The organism is Streptomyces sp. CA-179760, from assembly GCF_050937045.1.
In the GTDB taxonomy this organism is placed as follows: Bacteria; Actinomycetota; Actinomycetes; order Streptomycetales; family Streptomycetaceae; genus Streptomyces.
Genome location: NZ_JBNJLZ010000001.1, coordinates 6,913,578 through 6,932,379 on the forward strand (window position 1 = coordinate 6,913,578; position 18,802 = coordinate 6,932,379).

Sequence of the window (18,802 nt, forward strand, 5' to 3'; positions counted from 1 at the left end):
GCAGGTCAGGCGTTCGGGAACTTCCAGATGTAGGGCTCCCCGTCCTCCTCGGACCAGTTGACCTCGAGGCTCTTGGCGTTCGCCGGGATCACGTACGTCTCGCAGAAGACATGGCTCTCGCCCTGCTTCCAGCTGTCGACGTCGTAGGGGTCCTCGCAGCCCGCGGCGTCCTCGGCCGCGCCGATGAGGACGCTGCCGCGCTGCCCGTCGGCGGAGACCGTGGTGCTGTCGTGCACGTCGGACCCGTCGGTGAGGGCCGGTCCGCTCTTGTGGGTGTACTTCAGGTACGCGGTGGCCAGCACCTTGCCCTTGACCTTGTCCGGCTCGGAGACGGCCTTGGCGGCCTCGGCCTCGGTGCCCACGTCGACCTTCTGCGCCAGGATCTCGTAGGTGACCTTGCCGGGGTCCTCGTCGACCTTGCCCGTGGCGCTCTCGCCGCTCCCCATCTCGCCCCCGGACGTCGGCTCCGGCGAAGGGGAGACCTTGGCCTTCTCGGTGGCCGGGCTCTTCGCTTCGGCGTTGTCGCCGCCGCCTCCGCAGGCGGTGAGCGACAGGGCGAGGACGGCGACGGGCGCGACGAGACGCAGCGCGGTCGTGTGGTGCGGCAAAGCAGCTCCTGTATGCAGATGTGTAGATCCCCCGAACGGTGGATCAGATTAAGCGGTCAAGATCCACTTGATGGCACCAGAAGCACCGCGCCGTGCTTTCTTCACGCCATTCACACCTGCACCGGACAAAGCTCGATGCTCAAGGAACCCGGGCGATCAGATACCGGAACACATTGGGCATCCATACGGTCCCGTCCTGCCGCTGGTGCGGATGCAGCGCCTCGGTCAGCTCCTTGTCGACCTGCACCTGATCGGTCGCGGTCATCGCCGCGTCGAACAGCCCCGTCGACTTGAGCCCGCGTACGGCGCTGACCACGTCCGCGTAGCCGAAGGGGCACGCCACCCGCCCGGACCCGTCCGGCTTGAGCCCGGCCCGCTGGGCGACGTCCTCCAGGTCGTCGCGGAGGGCGGGACGCCAGCTGCCCGTGTTGCGCAGCGGCTCGGCCAGCTTCGCCGCCACCCGCAGCACGGACGTCGTGGCGCACCGCTCCGGAGGGCCCCAGCCGGCCAGCACCACGGCCGCACCCCGCTCGGCGAGCGGCGTCGCCTCGGCGAGCAGCCCGCTCATCCCCTCCGAGTCGCCCGCCAGGCACCCGATCGGTTCGAAAGCGGTCACCAGGGTGTACGCGGGAGCACCCGGCACCGCGGCGTCCCGGGGTGAGCCCTCGACCAGCCGGGCCTCCGCACGCGCGCGCGTGCCCCACGCCTCGGGCCGCAGCCGCTCCCGCGCGAAGGTCATTCTTTCGGGGGAGGAGTCGACACCGGTGACCGCCGCTCCCCGGGCGGCGGCCATCAGCAGGGCGAGCCCGGAACCGCAGCCGAGGCCGAGCAGCCGCGTGGCGGGACCCACGTCCAGTCGCTCGTGGACGGCCTCGTAGAGCGGGACGAGCATCCGCTCCTGGATCTCGGACCAGTCACGCGCGCGTGCACGCAGGTCCACGCGGGGTGCGGCCCCCGCGTGAGGCAGGTGCTGCCGCACGAGCGTAGGTGTCATAAGTAAGCGCCCCAATCCGCCGAGAGTTGCCTCTTGCCCGATTCCATGGCCCCCGTGACAGTGCGCTCGCACTACCCCCGTATGCCAGGAAACTCCCCCCTCGACCTGTCGTCCAGTGGAATGCACCCCGCCATGTGAGTTGTCATGTGCCTATGGCGAGATTTCACATTCCGGCAACCTGGGCCCGTACGATCTCGCCATGGCCAAGGCACCCGTTCTCACCCCCCAGGCGGATGATTTCCCGCGCTGGTACCAGGACTTGATCACCAAGGCGGAACTCGCCGACAACGGTCCGGTGCGCGGCACCATGGTCATCCGACCGTACGGGTACGGGTTGTGGGAGCGGATGCAGTCCGAGATGGACGCCCGCATCAAGGAGACGGGCACCCAGAACGCGTACTTCCCGCTGCTGATCCCCCAGTCGTATTTGACCAGGGAAGCGGACCACGTCGAGGGCTTCGCGCCCGAGCTGGCCGTGGTCACCCACGGCGGCGGCAAGGAACTCGAAGAGCCCGCCGTGGTCCGGCCCACCTCCGAGATGATCATCAACGCCTCCTTCTCGAAGTGGGTGCAGAGCTACCGCGACCTGCCGCTGCTCATCAACCAGTGGGCGAACGTCGTGCGCTGGGAACTGCGGCCCCGCCTGTTCCTGCGCACCTCCGAGTTCCTCTGGCAGGAGGGCCACACCGCGCATGCCACGTACGAGGAGGCGCGCGACTTCGCCGCGCGCATTCACCGGCAGGTCTACGAGGACTTCATGGTCAACGTCCTCGCGATGGACGTCGTCCCGGGGCGCAAGACCGTCAAGGAGCGGTTCGCCGGCGCCGTCAACACCCTCACGCTCGAAGGCATGATGGGCGACGGCAAGGCCCTCCAGATGGCCACGAGCCATGAACTGGGCCAGAACTTCGCGAAGGCCTTCAACACCCGGTACCTGTCCAAGGACGGCCGGCAGGAGCTGGTCTGGCAGACGTCCTGGGGCTCCACCACCCGCATGATCGGCGCCCTGGTGATGATGCACGGCGACGACAACGGCCTGCGCGTCCCGCCGCGGCTCGCGCAGATCCAGGCCGTGGTGCTCGCGATCAAGGGCGACGAGGCGGTTCTGGCCAAGGTCCGCGAGCTCGGCGACCGCCTGAAGGCGGCCGGCGTCCGCGTCCAGGTCGACGACCGCACCGACACCCCCTTCGGCCGCCGCGCCGTCGACTGGGAGCTCAAGGGCGTCCCGGTGCGCATCGAGGTCGGCCCGCGCGACCTGGAGAACGGCACGGCGATGCTGGCGCGCCGCATCCCCGGAGGGAAGGAGGCGGTCTCCCTGGACTTCCTGGTGTCGCTGCTGCCCGGGATCCTGGAGGAGGACCAGGCGCTGCTGCTGAAGCAGTCCCGCGAGCGCCGCGAGTCCCGTACGACCGAGGTCTCCACGTTCGAGGAGGCCGTCGAGGCGGCCACCGCCGGCGGCTGGGCGCGCATCCCCTGGGCCGTGCTCGGCGAGGAGGGCGAGTCCAAGCTCGCCGATCACGCGGCGACCGTACGGTGTCTGGTCGCGGAGGACGGGTCGGTGCCGGACGCCGACGACGCACCCGGTAACGTCGCCGTCGTGGCACGCGCTTACTGAGCGGGACGCAAGGCGGCCGAAACGCCTCTTGCGTACGTGCGGACCCCTGGTTCCCCGGCGCGTGGACCTGATCTACGCGTCGGCGCGTAGGTGGAACTACGCACCACCTTGTGGTGAGCTGCGAGGCTTCTCCACAGATCAGCGCAGGCGCCCTCGTCGGGACGCATCAGAGGAAACTGACGGGTACGTGCAAATTATTTGGGATGGCCCGGAATCGGAACACTGTGGCACCCCGGCTCGTTGTCATTACGTGAGCACGACACAGACACCACCTGTTCTCGCCGCAGAGCTGGCACAGGCGTGGGCCGACATTCAGCGGTACCACCCCGAGCTGCCCGACCTTGCCGCGCCAGAGTCCCTGATCGGGGAGTCGTCGTCCGCTTGCGGTCACGAGCTCTCCTTCGAGCGACTGCTCCATGAGGCAGTCCATGGCATCGCCGCCTCGCGCGGCGTCCGCGACACCTCCCGTGCCGGCCGCTACCACAACCGCAGATTCCTCGCGATCGCCGAGGAGCTGGGCCTGGACCACCCCGAGGAACCGCATCCCAGCAGCGGTTTCTCCCTGGTCACGCTCACCCCCGAGGCGAAGCGCCGCTACCGCCCGACGATGGAGCGACTCCAGCGAGCCCTGAAGGCCCACACGGCCGCCACCTCCTCCGACACCTCCCGCACCTTCCGGGGCCCGGCCGCACGCCACGGCTCCTCCGGCGGCGGCGTACGCGTCAAGGCGGTCTGCGACTGCGGCCGCAACGTCCGCGTGGTGCCGTCCGTACTCGCCCAGGCGCCGATCGTCTGCGGCGGCTGCGGCAAGCCGTTCCGTATCCCGGACGTGGTGGGAGCGGGAGCGGTGGCGGGCTGACGTCGGCACCGGCATCTCGTGGCTGCCGGTCGAGACGCGCTGCCGGGGTGTGCACCCGACGTACCTCACTTCCGCGCCGGGTGCCGGCCCGGTATGCGCGGGGAGCGGCGTACCCCCGGCAAAGCCGCCCGGCAGGGTGTGGCACAATGGCTAGCTGTACTCGACAGTCGCACAGGACCCCTCTCTCCTCCGGCTGACGCGTCCATCGGGCACTCGGGTACCGCAACCCCACGCGGCCGTCTCGCCGTGCCCAACCACGTCAAATCCAGGAGAATCCACTCCCGTGGCAGTCAAGATCAAGCTGAAGCGTCTGGGCAAGATCCGTTCGCCTCACTACCGCATCGTCGTCGCCGACTCCCGCACCCGCCGTGACGGCCGTGCGATCGAGGAGATCGGCAAGTACCACCCGACGTACAACCCGTCGGTGATCGAGGTCGACGCCGAGCGTGTGGCGTACTGGCTGGGTGTCGGCGCGCAGCCGACCGAGCCCGTGCTCGCCATCCTCAAGAAGACCGGCGACTGGCAGAAGTACAAGGGCGAGCCCGCCCCGGCTCCGCTGCTCCAGGCCGCCGAGAAGTCGGCCCGCCCGTCGTTCGAGGCCCTCAGTGGCGAAGACGAGGGCAAGGGTGAGGCGATCACCCAGAAGAAGAAGGCTGAGAAGAAGGACGAGGCGGCCGCCGAGTCCGCGTCGACCGAGGCCTGAGCATGCTCGAGGAGGCTCTCGAGCACCTCGTGAAGGGCATCGTCGACAACCCTGACGATGTGCAGGTCGCCTCGCGCAACCTGCGCCGCGGGCAAGTGCTCGAGGTCCGGGTCCACCCGGACGACCTCGGCAAGGTGATCGGCCGTAACGGCCGCACCGCACGCGCCCTGCGTACCGTCGTGGGCGCCATCGGCGGTCGCGGTGTCCGCGTCGACCTCGTCGACGTGGACCACGTCCGCTGACGCTTATCGCAACCGGCTCGGGCCGGGGAGGGCCACAGGGCCGTCCCCGGCCCGCAGTCGTATGACAGGAGAGTTGGACACGTGCAGCTGGTAGTCGCACGGATCGGCCGTGCCCATGGCATCAAGGGCGAGGTCACCGTCGAGGTCCGTACCGACGAGCCGGAGCTCAGGCTCGCGCCCGGCGCCGTACTCGCCACCGATCCCGCCGCCACGGGACCGCTGACCATCGAGACGGGCCGCGTCCACAGTGGCCGTCTCCTCCTGCGCTTCGAGGGCGTCAGCGACCGCACCGGCGCCGAAGCCCTGCGCAACACCCTCCTGATCGCCGAGATCGACCCGGAGGAACTGCCCGAGGGCGAGGACGAGTACTACGACCACCAGCTCATGGACCTCGACGTGGTCACCGCCGACGGCACGGAGGTCGGCCGGATCACGGAGATCTCGCACCTGCCCTCGCAGGACCTGTTCATCGTCGAGCGCCCCGACGGCACCGAGGTGCTGATCCCCTTCGTCGAGGAGATCGTCGCCGAGATCGACCTCGAGGAGCAGAAGGCCGTCATCACCCCGCCGCCGGGCCTGATCGACGACAACGCCGAGATCGCCTCCAGCCGGGACGAGTCGTAATGCGCCTCGACGTCGTCACGATCTTCCCCGAGTACCTGGAACCGCTGAACGTCTCCCTCGTCGGCAAGGCACGCGCGCGTGGACAGCTCGACGTCCAGGTGCACGACCTGCGGTCCTGGACCTACGACCGTCACAACACCGTCGACGACACGCCCTACGGCGGCGGTCCAGGCATGGTCATGAAGACCGACCCCTGGGGGGACGCGCTCGACTCGGTCCTGGCAGACGGCTACGAGACCGGCTCCCGGGAGCCCGCCCTCATCGTGCCCACGCCCAGCGGGCGCCCCTTCAGCCAGGAACTCGCCGTCCAGCTCTCCGAGCGCCCCTGGCTGATCTTCACGCCGGCCCGCTACGAGGGCATCGACCGGCGGGTCGTCGACGAGTACGCGACACGGATGCCGGTGTACGAGGTGTCCATCGGCGACTACGTCCTGGCAGGTGGCGAGGCGGCCGTCCTCGTCGTCACGGAGGCCGTGGCACGGCTGCTGCCGGGCGTCCTCGGCAACGCCGAGTCCCACCGGGACGACTCCTTCGCGCCCGGTGCCATGGCGAGCCTGCTGGAGGGGCCCGTCTACACCAAGCCGCCCGAGTGGCGCGGCCGTGACATCCCCGACGTGCTGCTCAGCGGCCACCACGGGAAGATCGCCCGCTGGCGCCGGGACGAGGCCCTGAAGCGTACGACCGCCCACCGGCCCGACCTCATCGAGCGGTGCGACCCCAAGGCCTTCGACAAGAAGGACCGCGAGATGCTCTCCATCCTGGGCTGGGCACCGGACCCCGCAGGGGAGCCGTACGGCCGATTTTGGCGCAGGACCGACGGCGTGGAAGAATAGCTCGCTGTTGTGCGTCCGTCCGGCGTGCGCCCCTGCCACAGGGGGAGATGACGCCCGTTCCGACGCGTACAGCCCAGATCCGAAACACCTAGTTTCCGTTGATGACCTGTGGCATCAGCGAAGAAAGCAGACGAAATGTCTCACCTGCTCGACACCGTCGACTCCGCGTCGCTGCGCAGCGACGTCCCCGCCTTCCGCCCGGGTGACACCGTCAACGTCCACGTGCGCGTCATCGAGGGCAACCGCTCCCGTGTGCAGCAGTTCAAGGGCGTTGTGATCCGCCGCCAGGGCTCCGGCGTGCGCGAGACCTTCACGGTCCGCAAGGTCTCCTTCTCCGTCGGCGTCGAGCGCACCTTCCCGGTGCACACCCCGATCGTCGAGAAGATCGAGCTCGTCACCAAGGGTGACGTCCGCCGCGCCAAGCTGTACTACCTGCGCGAGCTGCGCGGCAAGGCCGCGAAGATCAAGGAGAAGCGCGAGAACTGAGCGCTCTCCGGGGTTCGCGTCGGGGCCGGATAACATCTGGCTCCGATGGACACCGAAGCACAGCCGACGGAGCGCGACCGCTCCTCCCGCCCTTCCGAATCCGAGGACACCTCGGACCCAGGAGGGCCGGAGGAACGGTCGCGTTTCGCGTTGGTGTCGCGTGTCAGCGCCTGGGTACCCGGCGGCCGGATCACTCTGACCCTGCTGACGTGCCTGCTTTTCCTGCTGCTGCTCAGTACGTTCGTGCTGCGCCCGTTCCAGATCCCCAGCGGATCCATGGAACGCGGATTGAGGATCGGGGACCGGGTTCTCGTAAATAAGTTGGCGTACCGTTTCGGTGCCCGGCCGCAGCGGGGAGACATCGTCGTGTTCGACGGGACGGGGTACTTCGGGCACGCGGACTACATCAAGCGCGTTGTCGGTGTGGGAGCGGACCGCGTGGTCTGCTGCGACAAGAAGGGGAGGATCCAGGTGAACGGCCGGCCGGTCGACGAGTCGGGCTTCCTGTACCCCGGGGACGGCCCCTCCGAGGTTCCCTTCGACGTCGTGGTGCCCGACGGCACCCTGTTCGTGCTCGGCGACCATCGAGCCGACTCCAGCGACTCCCGCGACCACCTCGGCTCCCCGGGCGGCGGCATGATCCCGGTCGGCGAGGTGATCGGCCGCGCCGACTGGATCGCCTGGCCCTTCGGCCACGCCACCCGGCTGCAGCGCCCGGACGCCTACGCGCGCGTGCCAGCCGCCGACAGGGCGGGCGCCCATGGGTAACCGCGGCAAGCCGCGCGGCGTCGCCACGAGCGCCGCGGAAAACCTGCTGCCCACCGGCGCCCGGCGCGCCGCGAGCCCGTCCGGCGGACGTACCCGCGCCGAGCGGCGCAAGCTCCAGCGCAAGGTCAAGCGGCGCCGCAGGCGCGGTGCCGTCAAGGAGATACCGCTCCTCGTCGGCGTCGCCGTCCTCATAGCGCTCGTGCTGAAGACGTTCCTCGTCCAGGCCTTCGTCATCCCGTCGGGCTCCATGGAACAGACGATCCAGATCGGCGACCGCGTCCTGGTCGACAAGCTCACCCCGTGGTTCGGCTCCGAGCCGCAGCGCGGGGACGTCGTCGTCTTCAAGGACCCCGGCGGCTGGCTCCAGGACGACCAGACCGCCACCCCGAAGGAAGACCCCGTCGTCATCAAGCAGGTCAAGGAAGGGCTCACCTTCATCGGTCTGCTGCCGTCCGAGGACGAGAAGGACCTCATCAAGCGGGTCGTCGGGGTCGGCGGCGACAAGGTCAAGTGCTGCGACACCCAAGGGCGCGTGACCGTCAACGGCATCCCGCTGAACGAGGACTACCTGTACCCCGGCAACGCCCCGTCCGACACGCCGTTCGAGATCACGGTCCCCCAGGGGCGGTTCTGGGTGATGGGCGACCACCGGAACAACTCCGCGGACTCCCGCGCCCACCAGGACACCGACTACGGAGGCACGGTCTCCGAGGACGAGGTCGTGGGCCGCGCCATGGTCATCGCCTGGCCCTTCGGCCACTGGAACATGCTGGAGGAACCGACTACGTATGCCTCCGTGTCCGACTCGGCCACCGGGTCGACCGCTGCCGCCCGGCTGTCGCATAGGGTTGTCTCCGACGATTCGAACGGAACGATCCAGCTCCCGACCCCTGCGGAACTCCCGCTCGTTATGGGAGTGGTGGGCCTGCGTCGTGTATGGGGCAGGCGGCGGCACAGAGTGAGGAGTTGGCGTGGGGGATGTGGCGGTCGGCGCACGGTCCGGACACGACGGCGAGGAGCATCGCGGGCGCCCCGCGGAATCCGCCGTCCCGGCCGCGGACAGCGCCGTGACCTCCGGGAATGACTCCGGAGCAGCCGAGGACGACAGGGTGACAGGCACGCACAGCACAGCCGATGGCCAAGGGCCGGGCGGTACGAACCGGACGCCGAAGAAGGCACGCTCCTTCTGGAAGGAGCTGCCCATCCTGATCGGCATCGCGCTGGTGCTGGCGCTGCTGATCAAGACCTTCCTGGTGCAGGCGTTCTCCATCCCCTCCGACTCGATGCAGAACACGCTCCAGCAGGGTGACCGCGTCCTGGTCGACAAGCTCACCCCCTGGTTCGGCTCCGAGCCCGAGCGCGGCGAGGTCGTCGTCTTCCACGACCCCGACAACTGGCTGGCGGGAGAGCCGACCACGGATCCGAACGCCCTGCAGACGTTCCTCAGCTGGATCGGCCTGATGCCGTCCGCCGAGGAGAAGGACCTCATCAAGCGCGTCGTCGGGGTCGGCGGCGACACGATCGAGTGCAAGGGCACGGGCCCGTTGACGGTCAACGGCAAGGCGCTGAACGAACAGTCGTACGTCTACCCGGGCAACACGCCGTGCAGCGTCGACGACCAGGGCGGCCAGTTCAAGGTGAAGGTCCCTGAGGGCTCCATCTGGGTCATGGGCGACCACCGGCAGAACTCCCGGGACTCCCGCTACAACCAGACCGACCGGCACAAGGGCATGGTCCCGGTCAAGGAGGTCGTCGGACGGGCCGTCGTCATCGCCTGGCCGATCAACCGCTGGAACAACCTGCCGGTGCCGGACACCTTCGACCAGACCGGTCTCAACGCCCAGTCGGCCGCGGCCGCCCTGACGGTGGCGCCGCAGGGGCTGGCGCTCGCCGGTGCGGCGCCGTTGGTGCTCTGGCGTCGCAGGAAGCGCTGACATCACGACAAGGTCACCTAAGCGCGGACGCATCTTCCGGACCCGGCCGATCATATGTTCGGTCGGGTCTTCGCGTGACCAAGCACGTTCACTTGTTTCCCAGGCCCTGCTCGAAGTACTCGTACGCCGGGTCCGACACGTCGGCGTGCTCGCACGGTGCGAAGGGCTACTTCGAGGCGGAGGGCGACTGTCGGGCGGCGTGAACGAGTGGAAGCACGAGAACCACAACTTCGCGGAGGTGCGACCGTGTGTGTCCGCGCGGGCATCGGTGACCGCTCCAGTGGTGAGTGGGGCCCGTGGGGCGAGTGGGAGTGCGGCAAAGCGTGAGCCCTGCCGGTCCCGGTCCGGACCGGGCGTTGCCGCGATCCCGACCGCGGGCTGACCCCGGCTGGTACCCCCGGGTAGGGTGCGGACCCATGGGTGGCGAGAGCATGACGCACACGGCCCCGCGCAGCGGTGGCACAGGTACGGGCCCGGTGGGCAGCCGGACCGGACAGCGGTTGTCCGGGATGGCCGTCGCGCTGGGCCTTGTGCTTTTCCTCGGCGGGTTCGCCTGGGGAGCGGTGGTCTACCGGCCGTACACCGTGCCCACCGGTTCGATGACGCCGACGATCGACGCGGGCGACCGGATCCTCGCCCAGCGCGTCGACGGCGATGAGGTGCGCCGCGGCGATGTCGTCGTCTTCAAGGACGCGGCCTGGGCCAACGCGCCGATGGTCAAGCGAGTGGTCGCCATCGGCGGCGACACGGTCTCCTGCTGCCAGGACGGCAGGCTCAAGGTCAACGGCAAGGAGATCGACGAGCCCTACCTGCCCAAGGGCACGCCGGCCGAGATCAGCAACTTCCCGACCGTGACCGTCCCCAAGGGGCGGCTGTTCCTGCTCGGCGACGAGCGCGGCAGCTCCGTGGACTCCACCGCCCACCTGACCGACGCCGCCAGTGGCACGGTGGCGCGCTCCGCCGTCGACGCCCGCGTCGACTCCGTCGTGTACCCCATGAAGGGCATGCTGGAGCGCCCGACCGGCTTCGAGGCGCTCGGCAACCTCTCCTCACCCGGACCGCTGCGGACGATCACCGCCGCGGTGATCGCCGGCGCCGTACTCGTTCTGGGCGGGGGCGCCTACGGCCCGATCGCCAGGCGGGCGGGCGCGGCCCGTGCCCGGCGGGGCAGTGCGGAGCCCGCGGGTGTCCGCTGAGGCCGTGGGGGCGGGCCAGGACTCCTACGAGGGCGGGCTGCGCAAGGTCGCCCGCGTGGTGCTGCTCGACCCGCAGGACCGCATCCTGCTGCTGCACGGGCACGAGCCGGACGACCCGGCCGACGACTGGTGGTTCACCCCCGGCGGCGGAGTGGAGGGCGACGAGACCCGTGAACAGGCCGCCCGGCGGGAACTCGCCGAGGAGACGGGCATCACCGAGGTCGTGCTCGGCCCGGTGCTGTGGCGGCGGAAGTGCTCGTTCCCGTTCGCGGGCCGCCGCTGGAACCAGGACGAGTGGTACTACCTGGCTCGTACGGACCGAACGGAGATCGCCGCCGCCGGGCTGACCGAGCTGGAGCGGCGCAGTGTCGCCGGAGCGCGCTGGTGGACGTGTCCGGAACTGACCCGGGCACATGAGACGGTGTATCCGACCAGACTCGCCGGGCTGCTGCGTACGCTGCTCGACGAAGGTCCCCCGGCCAGGCCCGTGATCCTTGACCCGGAAATCGTCTAGGGGCTCACAGGACTGGCGCACAATGGTGGGATCGCACGGCTGAAGGGGAACATGCCATGAGCGCCGAGGACCTCGAGAAGTACGAGACCGAGATGGAGCTGAAGCTCTACCGGGAGTACCGCGATGTCGTCGGTCTGTTCAAATACGTGATCGAGACCGAGCGGCGCTTCTACCTGACCAACGACTACGAGATGCAGGTGCACTCGGTCCAGGGTGAGGTGTTCTTCGAGGTTTCCATGGCGGATGCTTGGGTGTGGGACATGTACCGGCCGGCGCGGTTCGTGAAGCAGGTTCGGGTTCTCACATTCAAGGACGTGAACATCGAGGAGCTGAACAAGAGCGATCTCGAGCTGCCGAGCGGGTGACGTCCAGTGATGTTCACCCAGGCGGGTGAGGGAGTTTTCCACACCCGCTGAGCTGTCCACCAAGATCCACTTGTTGGTGGCGGGTGCGTGATCGTTGGCGCCGGAGGTGGTGCCGACATGAACGCACATCGGGCGCGCAGCGCCATGGGCAAGTACGGCGAGAGCCTGGCCGCGCGGCGGCTGGCCGAGGCCGGTCTGACGGTCGTGGAGCGCAACTGGCGCTCCGGCCGGACAGGTGAGATCGACATCGTGGCCAGGGACGGTGACGTCCTGGTCGTCTGCGAGGTGAAGACCCGCAGGGAGGGCCCCTTCGAGCATCCGATGGCGGCCGTGACACCGCAGAAGGCGGAGCGGCTGCGGGATCTCGCCGAGCGGTGGATCCAGAGCCACGGGGGCGCACCGCCCGGCGGGGTCCGCATCGACGTGGTCGGCGTGCTGCTGCCGTACCGCGGCGCGGCCTTGGTCGAGCATGTGCGGGGGGTGGCCTGATGGGATTCGCCCGTACGTGTTCGGTGGCGCTGGTGGGCGTCGAGGGTGTGGTCGTCGAGGTCCAGGCCGATCTCGAACCGGGGGTCGCGGCGTTCACGCTGGTGGGACTGCCCGACAAGAGCCTCACGGAGAGCCGGGACCGGGTGCGCGCCGCCATCGTCAACTCGGGCGCGGCATGGCCGCAGAAGAAACTCACGGTGGGCCTGAGCCCGGCCTCCGTCCCGAAGTCCGGCAGCGGCTTCGACCTGGCCGTCGCGGCAGCCGTCCTCGGCGCGGCAGAGCGCATCGACCCCCGGGTCCTCGCCGACATCGTGATGATCGGGGAACTGGGGCTGGACGGGCGGGTCCGGCCGGTCCGCGGGGTGCTGCCCGCGGTGCTGGCGGCGGCGGACGCGGGGTACGAGCAGGTGGTGGTGCCGGAGTGCGCCGCCGTCGAGGCGTCCCTGGTGCCCGGCGTCTCAGTGCTTGGCGTCAGGAGCCTGCGGCAGCTGATCGCCATCCTGGCCGACGAACCCGTGCCCGACGAGGAACCGGACGAACTAGGTCGCCCGGACCCCCTCCTCGCCGGTCTGCGTGTGCCCGGTACGGGCGCGGCCACCGGGATGCACAGCGTCGGAGCGGCCCAGCACGACCATGGTCACGACCTCGCGGACGTCGTCGGGCAGACTTCGGCGCGCACGGCGGTGGAGGTGGCCGCGGCAGGCGGACACCACCTGTTCCTCGAAGGGCCTCCCGGCGCGGGCAAGACGATGCTCGCGGAGCGGCTGCCGGCCATCCTGCCCCTGCTGGGCCGGCAGGAGTCGCTGGAGGTCACAGCGGTCCACTCGGTGGCGGGCCTGCTGCCCCTGGGCAAGCCGTTGATCGACGTCGCCCCCTACTGCGCCCCGCACCACTCGGCCACGATGCAGGCACTCGTCGGCGGAGGTCAGGGCGTCGCACGGCCCGGCGCCGTGTCGCTGTCCCACCGGGGTGTTCTGTTCCTGGACGAGACACCCGAGTTCAACGGCCAGGCCCTGGACGCCCTGCGTCAGCCGCTGGAGGCGGGGCATGTCGTGATCGCGCGCAGTGCGGGAGTCGTACGCTTCCCGGCGAAGTTCCTCATGGTGCTCGCGGCCAACCCCTGCCCGTGCGGCAGGTTCTCCCTGCGGGACGACCTGTGCGAATGCCCGCCCTCGGCGATCCGTCGCTACCAGGCCAGGCTCTCCGGCCCGCTGCTCGACCGCGTCGACCTGCGCGTCGAGGTCGACCGCGTCACCCGGACCGAGCTGACCGCCCTCGGAGCACGGGGCGAGTCCACGGCGACGGTCGCCGACCGGGTACGGGCAGCCCGGGAACGGGCCTCGGAGCGCCTCGCCGGCACTCCCTGGCGCAGCAACAGCGAGGTGCCCGGCCGCGAGCTGCGCAGCCGGTGGTACGCGGTGCCCGGCGCCATGGACGAGGCCGAGCGGAACCTGGAGCGGGGTGTCCTGACCGCCCGCGGACTGGACCGCGTCCTGCGGGTGGCGTGGACCGTCGCCGACCTCGTCGGCCACGACCGGCCCGACGCCACGGACGTCGCCCTCGCGCTCCAGCTGCGCACCGGTGTGCCCCGGGGTATCCCGATGGCCATCGGAGCGCTGACATGAGCGCCGTCGACGAACCGGACGACGAACTGCTCGCCCGGGTGTTCCTCACCCGGGTCGTCGAGCCCGGGGACGAGGCCGGTGGGCGGTGGGTGCGGGAGTTCGGGGTCGGGGAAGTGGTTCGGCGGCTGGTGCGGGGCGGGCGGCCGCTGCCCGGGGTCAGCGGCAAGCGGTGGGCGGGGCTGCTGGCCAGGGCCGGGGTGGCGCGGCCCCGTGAGGATCTCGCCGTCGCCCGGGAGGCCGGGGTGCGGTTCGTGTGTCCCGGGCACCCGGAGTGGCCGGGACAGCTCGACGATCTCGGGGATGCCCGGCCCCTCGGGCTGTGGGTACGGGGGCGGGCCGGCCTGCGGATGTGGGCGCTGAAGTCCGTGGCCGTCGTCGGCGCCCGGGCCTGCACCGAGTACGGGGCGCACATGGCGGCCACCCTCGCCGCCGGCCTCGCCGAGCAGGGCTGGGTCGTGGTGTCCGGCGGCGCCTACGGAGTCGACGGCGCCGCCCACCGCGGTGCCCTCGGCGCGGGTGGTGCCACCGTCGCCGTCCTCGCCTGCGGTGTCGACCGCCCCTACCCGCGCGGACATACCCAGCTGATCGGCAGAATCGCCGAACAGGGCCTGGTCGTAGGCGAGTTGCCGCCCGGCGATCATCCGACACCGAGCCGGTTCATCCTGCGGAACCGGGTGATCGCGGCCCTCACCCGCGGCACCGTGGTCGTCGAGGCCGCCCACCGCAGCGGCTCCCTGGTCACGGCGCGGGCGGCACAGCGCCTCGGCCGTCACACGATGGGAGTACCGGGCCCGGCCACCAGCGGACTCTCGGCCGGAGTGCACGAACTGCTGCGCGGCGAGGCGGTCCTGGTCACCGACGCGGCTGACGTCGTCGAGCTGGTCGGCGACATCGGACAGCTGGCTCCCGACCGGCGCGGCCCCGTCCTGCCCCGGGATCTGCTGGAACCCGCCACCCGGCAGGTGCTCGCCGCCCTGCCGGGTGGCCGGGCCGCCCGGCCGGACGAGATCGCGCGCCGGGCACAGACCGCGCAGGAGGACGCAGTCGCGAGACTGTACGAACTCAGGGCACTCGGTTACGTCGAACGACACGGCGATGGCTGGAAGTTGACACGCCAGGCGGTGATGTCGGTCCGTGGTGATCCCGAACCATGCTGACCGCACGTGTTCGGCCGTCCGGGGGAACCTCGACACCCCTTGGAAATGCGCCCAGTTGGGGTCCTCCGGTGATCACGCTGAGCGACCGCGGCGGTCCTCCGTGACGCCTCCGGAACGCATCCGTGTCCGCCTTGGCCTCCGTTCTTCGCACACCGCGACACCGCAGTCACGCTACGCTCACGAGGATCCCGACACGGACAGGCAACTCGACATCAGACAGACAGCTCACCCCGGCAGCACCACTCCGCAGCAGAACGGCACAAGGCGACGAATGCCCCAGCACACCTCCGGGTCCGACCGGGCGGCGATCCCCCCAGCCGCCCGTGACGGTGGCAGCGTACGGCCGCCCGCTCCCTCGACGCTCGACGAGCTGTGGCGGTCGTACAAGGCGACGGGGGACGAGCGGCTGCGGGAGCAGCTGATCCTGCACTACTCGCCGCTCGTGAAGTACGTCGCGGGACGGGTCAGCGTGGGCCTGCCGTCCAACGTGGAGCAGGCGGACTTCGTCTCGTCCGGGGTGTTCGGGCTGATCGACGCGATCGAGAAGTTCGACATCGACCGGGAGATCAAGTTCGAGACGTACGCGATCACCCGGATCCGGGGCGCGATGATCGACGAGCTTCGGGCGCTCGACTGGATCCCCCGCTCGGTGCGGCAGAAGGCGCGCAACGTGGAGCGGGCGTACGCCACTCTGGAGGCGCGGCTGCGGCGGACGCCGACGGAGGGCGAGGTGGCCGGCGAGCTGGGCATCGCGGTGGAGGAACTCCACGCGGTGTTCAGCCAGTTGTCGCTGGCCAACGTGGTGGCCCTGGAGGAGCTGCTGCACGGCGGAGGTGAGGGCGGCGACGGGCTGAGCGTGATGGACACGCTGGAGGACACCGCCGCCGACAACCCCGTGGAGGTCGCCGAGGACCGGGAACTGCGGAGGTTCCTGGCACGGGCGATCAACACGCTGCCCGAGCGGGAGAAGACCGTGGTCACGCTGTACTACTACGAGGGGCTCACCCTGGCCGAGATCGGGAACGTGCTGGGCGTGACCGAGAGCCGGGTCAGCCAGATCCACACCAAGTCGGTGCTGCAGCTCAGAGCGAAACTGGCGAGCTTCGGCCGCTGACCTGGGCGGATACCGATGGGGCGGGGTGAGCCACTCCCGCCGGGCGTGACGCGTCCGTAGAGTGTTGACGTGCCAAGGATTCGAGCGGCCTCCGTGGCCGAGCACCGGTCGATGCAGCGAGCCGCCCTGCTGGACGCGGCTCGTGCCTTGTTGTCCGAGGGCGGTACGGAGGCGCTGACCTTCCCGGCCCTCGCCGAGCGGACGGGCCTCGCGCGGTCGTCCGTCTACGAGTACTTCCGTTCGCGGGCGGCCGTGGTCGAGGAGCTGTGCGAGGTCGACTTCCCCGTCTGGGCGGCGGAGGTGTCGGCGGCGATGGAGCGGGCGGAGACGGCCGAGGCCAAGGTCGAGGCGTATGTGCGCCAGCAGCTGGAGCTGGTCGGGGACCGGCGGCATCGTGCCGTGGTCGCGATCTCCGCGAGTGAGCTCGACGCGGGGGCCCGGGAGAAGATCAGGGCGGCGCACGGCGGGCTGGTCGCGATGATCGTGGAGGCGCTGGCCGGGATGGGGCATGGGCAGCCCCGGCTGGCGGCGATGCTGCTGCAGGGGGTTGTCGACGCGGCCGTGCGGCGGATCGAGCTGGGGGCTGCGGAGGAGCCGGGCGTCATCGCGGACGCGGCGGTGGGTATGGCGCTGCGGGGTGTGCTGGGCTGAGGGGCGTCGGTGCCGGGTGGGTGCGCAGCCCGGCGTAGCGGGGTGCCGCCCTCTTCGGGACGGATGCCGCCCTGGGGTCACCTCCCAGGCCCTTGAGGCGCTGGGGGAGGCACGCACGCCCGCAGCGGGGTCAGTACACGGGCAACAGCCTCGACGGGCCCCTGTGCAGCAGCCACGGGGGCAGGAGGGACAGCGGGTTCAGGTACGTCTCGCCTCTGCGCAGGCCCCAGTGCACGCATGTGGCCGTGCAGTGGGAGCCCGCCGCGTCCACCGTGCCGATCACCTCGCCCGGTTCCACCTCCTCGCTCTCCTCCACCGTCGCCGTCACCGGTTCGTATGTCGCGCGCAGGGGTGGATCGCCGGTTCCGTTGAGTTCCACGGACACGACGCCCTTGCCGGCCACCCGGCCCGTGAAGGAGACCCGGCCCCCGGCCACCGCCCGTACCGGCGTTCCCGGTGCCGCCGCCAGGTCCACGCCCCGGTGGCCCGGGCCGTACGCCGTCGCCGGCGGTTCCCAGCCGCGCAGGACCTGCGGGCGTGATCCGACAGGCCACGCGCGTCCCACAGCCGGAACGCCGGTATCCGGGCCGGGCGGGGCCGCGAACAGCCGTGGCGGCGGGGACAGCAGGACGGCCGTCGTCAGAACCAGCAGCAGGATCAGCCGCGTACACACACGCACACATCGCTTCGTTCGCATGCGCAGAGCGTCCCGCACCACCGCGATCACCGTGCGTGGCTGTGGACCACTGCCCGGTTGTGGACAACGGCGTCACCCGGCACCCCGCGGGTCCCGTACACTTCTGGTGGCGATCCGGGTCACCGGGTCGACTTCGCACGCCCCGATACGCACCCCGGCAACGGGCTGTATCAGCGCCCCTCGGTCCCTCGTGGAACGGCGCGCAGTGGGCGTCAGGCGCGGAAGCCGTCCGGCATCCGCGGCACAACCGAGAAATTCAAGGAGATACGGCCATGGCCGTCGTCACGATGCGGGAGCTGCTGGAGAGCGGCGTCCACTTCGGTCACCAGACCCGTCGTTGGAACCCGAAGATGAAGCGCTTCATCTTCACGGAGCGCAACGGCATCTACATCATCGACCTGCTCCAGTCGCTGTCGTACATCGACCGCGCCTTCGAGTTCGTCAAGGAGACCGTCGCCCACGGCGGCACGGTCATGTTCGTCGGCACGAAGAAGCAGGCGCAGGAGGCCATCGCCGAGCAGGCCACCCGCGTCGGCATGCCCTTCGTCAACCAGCGCTGGCTGGGCGGCATGCTCACCAACTTCTCGACCGTCTACAAGCGTCTGCAGCGCCTCAAGGAGCTCGAGCAGATCGACTTCGAGGACGTCGCCGCATCCGGTCTGACCAAGAAGGAGCTTCTCGTGCTCTCGCGCGAGAAGGCCAAGCTGGAGAAGACCCTCGGTGGTATCCGCGAGATGCAGAAGGTGCCCAGCGCCGTCTGGATCGTGGACACCAAGAAGGAGCACATCGCCGTTGGTGAGGCCCGGAAGCTGAACATCCCGGTCGTCGCGATCCTCGACACCAACTGCGACCCCGACGAGGTCGACTACAAGATCCCGGGCAACGACGACGCGATCCGCTCCGTCACCCTGCTCACCCGCGTCATCGCCGACGCCGTCGCCGAGGGCCTCATCGCCCGTTCCGGCGTCGCCACCGGCGACAAGGGCGACAAGGCCGCGGGCGAGCCGCTGGCCGCGTGGGAGCGCGACCTGCTCGAGGGTGAGAAGAAGGCCGACGAGGCTGCCCCCGCCGCTGAGGCTGCTCCGGCCGCCGAGGCTGAGGCTGCCCCCGCCGCTGAGGCTGCTCCGGCCGCCGAGGCTGAGGCTGCCCCCGCCGCTGAGGCTGCTCCGGCTGCCGACGCCGCTCCGGCCGCCGAGGCCGCCCCCGCCGCCGAGGCCGAGAAGCCGGCCGAGGGCGAGAAGGCCGCCGAGGCCGAGCAGGCCTGACCCGTCAGTCCGAGGTGACGGCGGGAGCGAGACCGCAGCCAACAGCGCCTTCGGCGCGGTGAA

General features: G+C 70.3%; 22 protein-coding genes. 19 read left to right on the plus strand and 3 right to left on the minus strand.

Going from position 1 to position 18,802, the window contains the following annotated elements; translation table 11 throughout:
- Positions 1 to 5 precede the first annotated feature (5 nt).
- On the minus strand, positions 6 to 608 hold the full coding sequence (locus tag ACQEV8_RS31600) for a hypothetical protein (protein WP_432966959.1): 603 nt from the start codon (positions 606 to 608) through the stop codon (positions 6 to 8).
- Positions 609 to 747: 139 nt separating this feature from the next.
- Positions 748 to 1,602: a methyltransferase domain-containing protein gene (locus ACQEV8_RS31605; RefSeq protein ID WP_432966961.1), complete on the minus strand. Its 855-nt coding sequence runs from the start codon at positions 1,600 to 1,602 to the stop codon at positions 748 to 750.
- Between the two features lie 199 nt (positions 1,603 to 1,801).
- On the opposite strand from ACQEV8_RS31605, the gene proS reads away from it, so the two are divergent.
- From proS to ACQEV8_RS31695, 18 genes are all read left to right on the plus strand, one after another.
- On the plus strand, positions 1,802 to 3,217 hold the full coding sequence (gene proS / locus ACQEV8_RS31610) for a proline--tRNA ligase (RefSeq protein ID WP_432966963.1): 1,416 nt from the start codon (positions 1,802 to 1,804) through the stop codon (positions 3,215 to 3,217).
- A gap of 250 nt (positions 3,218 to 3,467) precedes the next feature.
- The gene (locus tag ACQEV8_RS31615) at positions 3,468 to 4,076 is read left to right on the plus strand and encodes a hypothetical protein (RefSeq protein ID WP_184598513.1); all 609 of its coding nucleotides are present in this window, start codon (positions 3,468 to 3,470) and stop codon (positions 4,074 to 4,076) included.
- A gap of 283 nt (positions 4,077 to 4,359) precedes the next feature.
- The gene (gene rpsP / locus ACQEV8_RS31620) at positions 4,360 to 4,779 is read left to right on the plus strand and encodes a 30S ribosomal protein S16 (RefSeq protein ID WP_432966965.1); all 420 of its coding nucleotides are present in this window, start codon (positions 4,360 to 4,362) and stop codon (positions 4,777 to 4,779) included.
- Between the two features lie 2 nt (positions 4,780 to 4,781).
- Positions 4,782 to 5,021, plus strand: a complete 240-nt coding sequence (locus ACQEV8_RS31625) for an RNA-binding protein (protein WP_115744409.1) — start codon at positions 4,782 to 4,784, stop codon at positions 5,019 to 5,021.
- 81 nt (positions 5,022 to 5,102) lie between these two features.
- Positions 5,103 to 5,645, plus strand: coding sequence for a ribosome maturation factor RimM (gene rimM / locus ACQEV8_RS31630; RefSeq protein WP_432966968.1), 543 nt, complete (start codon positions 5,103 to 5,105; stop codon positions 5,643 to 5,645).
- A complete protein-coding gene (gene trmD / locus ACQEV8_RS31635; RefSeq protein WP_432966970.1) occupies positions 5,645 to 6,478 on the plus strand; it encodes a tRNA (guanosine(37)-N1)-methyltransferase TrmD in 834 nt (277 codons plus the stop codon). The genes rimM and trmD overlap by 1 nt, the downstream gene beginning before the upstream one ends.
- A 135-nt stretch (positions 6,479 to 6,613) precedes the next feature.
- On the plus strand, positions 6,614 to 6,964 hold the full coding sequence (gene rplS / locus ACQEV8_RS31640) for a 50S ribosomal protein L19 (RefSeq protein WP_030852073.1): 351 nt from the start codon (positions 6,614 to 6,616) through the stop codon (positions 6,962 to 6,964).
- Between the two features lie 45 nt (positions 6,965 to 7,009).
- Complete coding sequence (gene lepB / locus ACQEV8_RS31645; RefSeq protein WP_432966972.1) at positions 7,010 to 7,732, plus strand: signal peptidase I; 723 nt, start codon at positions 7,010 to 7,012, stop codon at positions 7,730 to 7,732.
- Complete coding sequence (lepB, locus tag ACQEV8_RS31650; protein WP_432966974.1) at positions 7,725 to 8,816, plus strand: signal peptidase I; 1,092 nt, start codon at positions 7,725 to 7,727, stop codon at positions 8,814 to 8,816. Before lepB (ACQEV8_RS31645) ends, lepB (ACQEV8_RS31650) begins: the two co-directional genes overlap by 8 nt.
- The gene (lepB, locus tag ACQEV8_RS31655) at positions 8,704 to 9,666 is read left to right on the plus strand and encodes a signal peptidase I (protein ID WP_432966976.1); all 963 of its coding nucleotides are present in this window, start codon (positions 8,704 to 8,706) and stop codon (positions 9,664 to 9,666) included. The genes lepB (ACQEV8_RS31650) and lepB (ACQEV8_RS31655) overlap by 113 nt, the downstream gene beginning before the upstream one ends.
- 416 nt (positions 9,667 to 10,082) lie before the next feature.
- The gene (gene lepB, locus ACQEV8_RS31660; RefSeq protein WP_432966978.1) at positions 10,083 to 10,862 is read left to right on the plus strand and encodes a signal peptidase I; all 780 of its coding nucleotides are present in this window, start codon (positions 10,083 to 10,085) and stop codon (positions 10,860 to 10,862) included.
- Positions 10,852 to 11,376: an NUDIX hydrolase gene (locus ACQEV8_RS31665; protein WP_432966980.1), complete on the plus strand. Its 525-nt coding sequence runs from the start codon at positions 10,852 to 10,854 to the stop codon at positions 11,374 to 11,376. The genes lepB (ACQEV8_RS31660) and ACQEV8_RS31665 overlap by 11 nt, the downstream gene beginning before the upstream one ends.
- Before the next feature lie 56 nt (positions 11,377 to 11,432).
- Positions 11,433 to 11,741, plus strand: a complete 309-nt coding sequence (locus tag ACQEV8_RS31670; protein WP_003993268.1) for a DUF2469 domain-containing protein — start codon at positions 11,433 to 11,435, stop codon at positions 11,739 to 11,741.
- An 87-nt stretch (positions 11,742 to 11,828) separates the two neighbouring features.
- Positions 11,829 to 12,230 carry a YraN family protein gene (locus tag ACQEV8_RS31675; protein ID WP_432966982.1) on the plus strand — a complete coding sequence of 134 codons (402 nt, stop codon included), beginning with the start codon at positions 11,829 to 11,831 and terminating at the stop codon, positions 12,228 to 12,230.
- Entirely contained in the window at positions 12,230 to 13,855 is a 1,626-nt protein-coding gene (locus ACQEV8_RS31680; protein ID WP_432966984.1) for a YifB family Mg chelatase-like AAA ATPase, read from the plus strand. Before ACQEV8_RS31675 ends, ACQEV8_RS31680 begins: the two co-directional genes overlap by 1 nt.
- A complete protein-coding gene (gene dprA, locus ACQEV8_RS31685) occupies positions 13,852 to 15,012 on the plus strand; it encodes a DNA-processing protein DprA (protein WP_432966986.1) in 1,161 nt (386 codons plus the stop codon). Before ACQEV8_RS31680 ends, dprA begins: the two co-directional genes overlap by 4 nt.
- A gap of 271 nt (positions 15,013 to 15,283) precedes the next feature.
- Complete coding sequence (gene whiG / locus ACQEV8_RS31690; RefSeq protein WP_184598498.1) at positions 15,284 to 16,126, plus strand: RNA polymerase sigma factor WhiG; 843 nt, start codon at positions 15,284 to 15,286, stop codon at positions 16,124 to 16,126.
- 93 nt (positions 16,127 to 16,219) lie between these two features.
- Positions 16,220 to 16,777, plus strand: coding sequence for a TetR/AcrR family transcriptional regulator (locus ACQEV8_RS31695; RefSeq protein WP_432973141.1), 558 nt, complete (start codon positions 16,220 to 16,222; stop codon positions 16,775 to 16,777).
- 130 nt (positions 16,778 to 16,907) lie between these two features.
- On the opposite strand, the gene ACQEV8_RS31700 is transcribed toward ACQEV8_RS31695, so the two are convergent.
- On the minus strand, positions 16,908 to 17,474 hold the full coding sequence (locus tag ACQEV8_RS31700; protein WP_432966988.1) for a peptidoglycan DD-metalloendopeptidase family protein: 567 nt from the start codon (positions 17,472 to 17,474) through the stop codon (positions 16,908 to 16,910).
- Positions 17,475 to 17,746: 272 nt separating this feature from the next.
- On the opposite strand from ACQEV8_RS31700, the gene rpsB reads away from it, so the two are divergent.
- Positions 17,747 to 18,739, plus strand: a complete 993-nt coding sequence (gene rpsB / locus ACQEV8_RS31705; protein ID WP_432966990.1) for a 30S ribosomal protein S2 — start codon at positions 17,747 to 17,749, stop codon at positions 18,737 to 18,739.
- Positions 18,740 to 18,802 lie beyond the last annotated feature (63 nt).

Coding starts and splice junctions, on each gene's coding strand:
- lepB (WP_432966972.1), top strand. CDS start 7,010: ATGGACACCGAAGCACAGCCGACGGAGCGCGACCGCTCCTCCCGCCCT.
- whiG (WP_184598498.1), top strand. CDS start 15,284: ATGCCCCAGCACACCTCCGGGTCCGACCGGGCGGCGATCCCCCCAGCC.
- ACQEV8_RS31700 (WP_432966988.1), bottom strand. CDS start 17,474: ATGCGAACGAAGCGATGTGTGCGTGTGTGTACGCGGCTGATCCTGCTG.
- trmD (WP_432966970.1), top strand. CDS start 5,645: ATGCGCCTCGACGTCGTCACGATCTTCCCCGAGTACCTGGAACCGCTG.
- ACQEV8_RS31680 (WP_432966984.1), top strand. CDS start 12,230: ATGGGATTCGCCCGTACGTGTTCGGTGGCGCTGGTGGGCGTCGAGGGT.
- proS (WP_432966963.1), top strand. CDS start 1,802: ATGGCCAAGGCACCCGTTCTCACCCCCCAGGCGGATGATTTCCCGCGC.
- ACQEV8_RS31670 (WP_003993268.1), top strand. CDS start 11,433: ATGAGCGCCGAGGACCTCGAGAAGTACGAGACCGAGATGGAGCTGAAG.
- dprA (WP_432966986.1), top strand. CDS start 13,852: ATGAGCGCCGTCGACGAACCGGACGACGAACTGCTCGCCCGGGTGTTC.
- ACQEV8_RS31605 (WP_432966961.1), bottom strand. CDS start 1,602: ATGACACCTACGCTCGTGCGGCAGCACCTGCCTCACGCGGGGGCCGCA.
- lepB (WP_432966974.1), top strand. CDS start 7,725: ATGGGTAACCGCGGCAAGCCGCGCGGCGTCGCCACGAGCGCCGCGGAA.
- rplS (WP_030852073.1), top strand. CDS start 6,614: ATGTCTCACCTGCTCGACACCGTCGACTCCGCGTCGCTGCGCAGCGAC.
- rpsB (WP_432966990.1), top strand. CDS start 17,747: ATGGCCGTCGTCACGATGCGGGAGCTGCTGGAGAGCGGCGTCCACTTC.
- lepB (WP_432966978.1), top strand. CDS start 10,083: ATGGGTGGCGAGAGCATGACGCACACGGCCCCGCGCAGCGGTGGCACA.
- ACQEV8_RS31625 (WP_115744409.1), top strand. CDS start 4,782: ATGCTCGAGGAGGCTCTCGAGCACCTCGTGAAGGGCATCGTCGACAAC.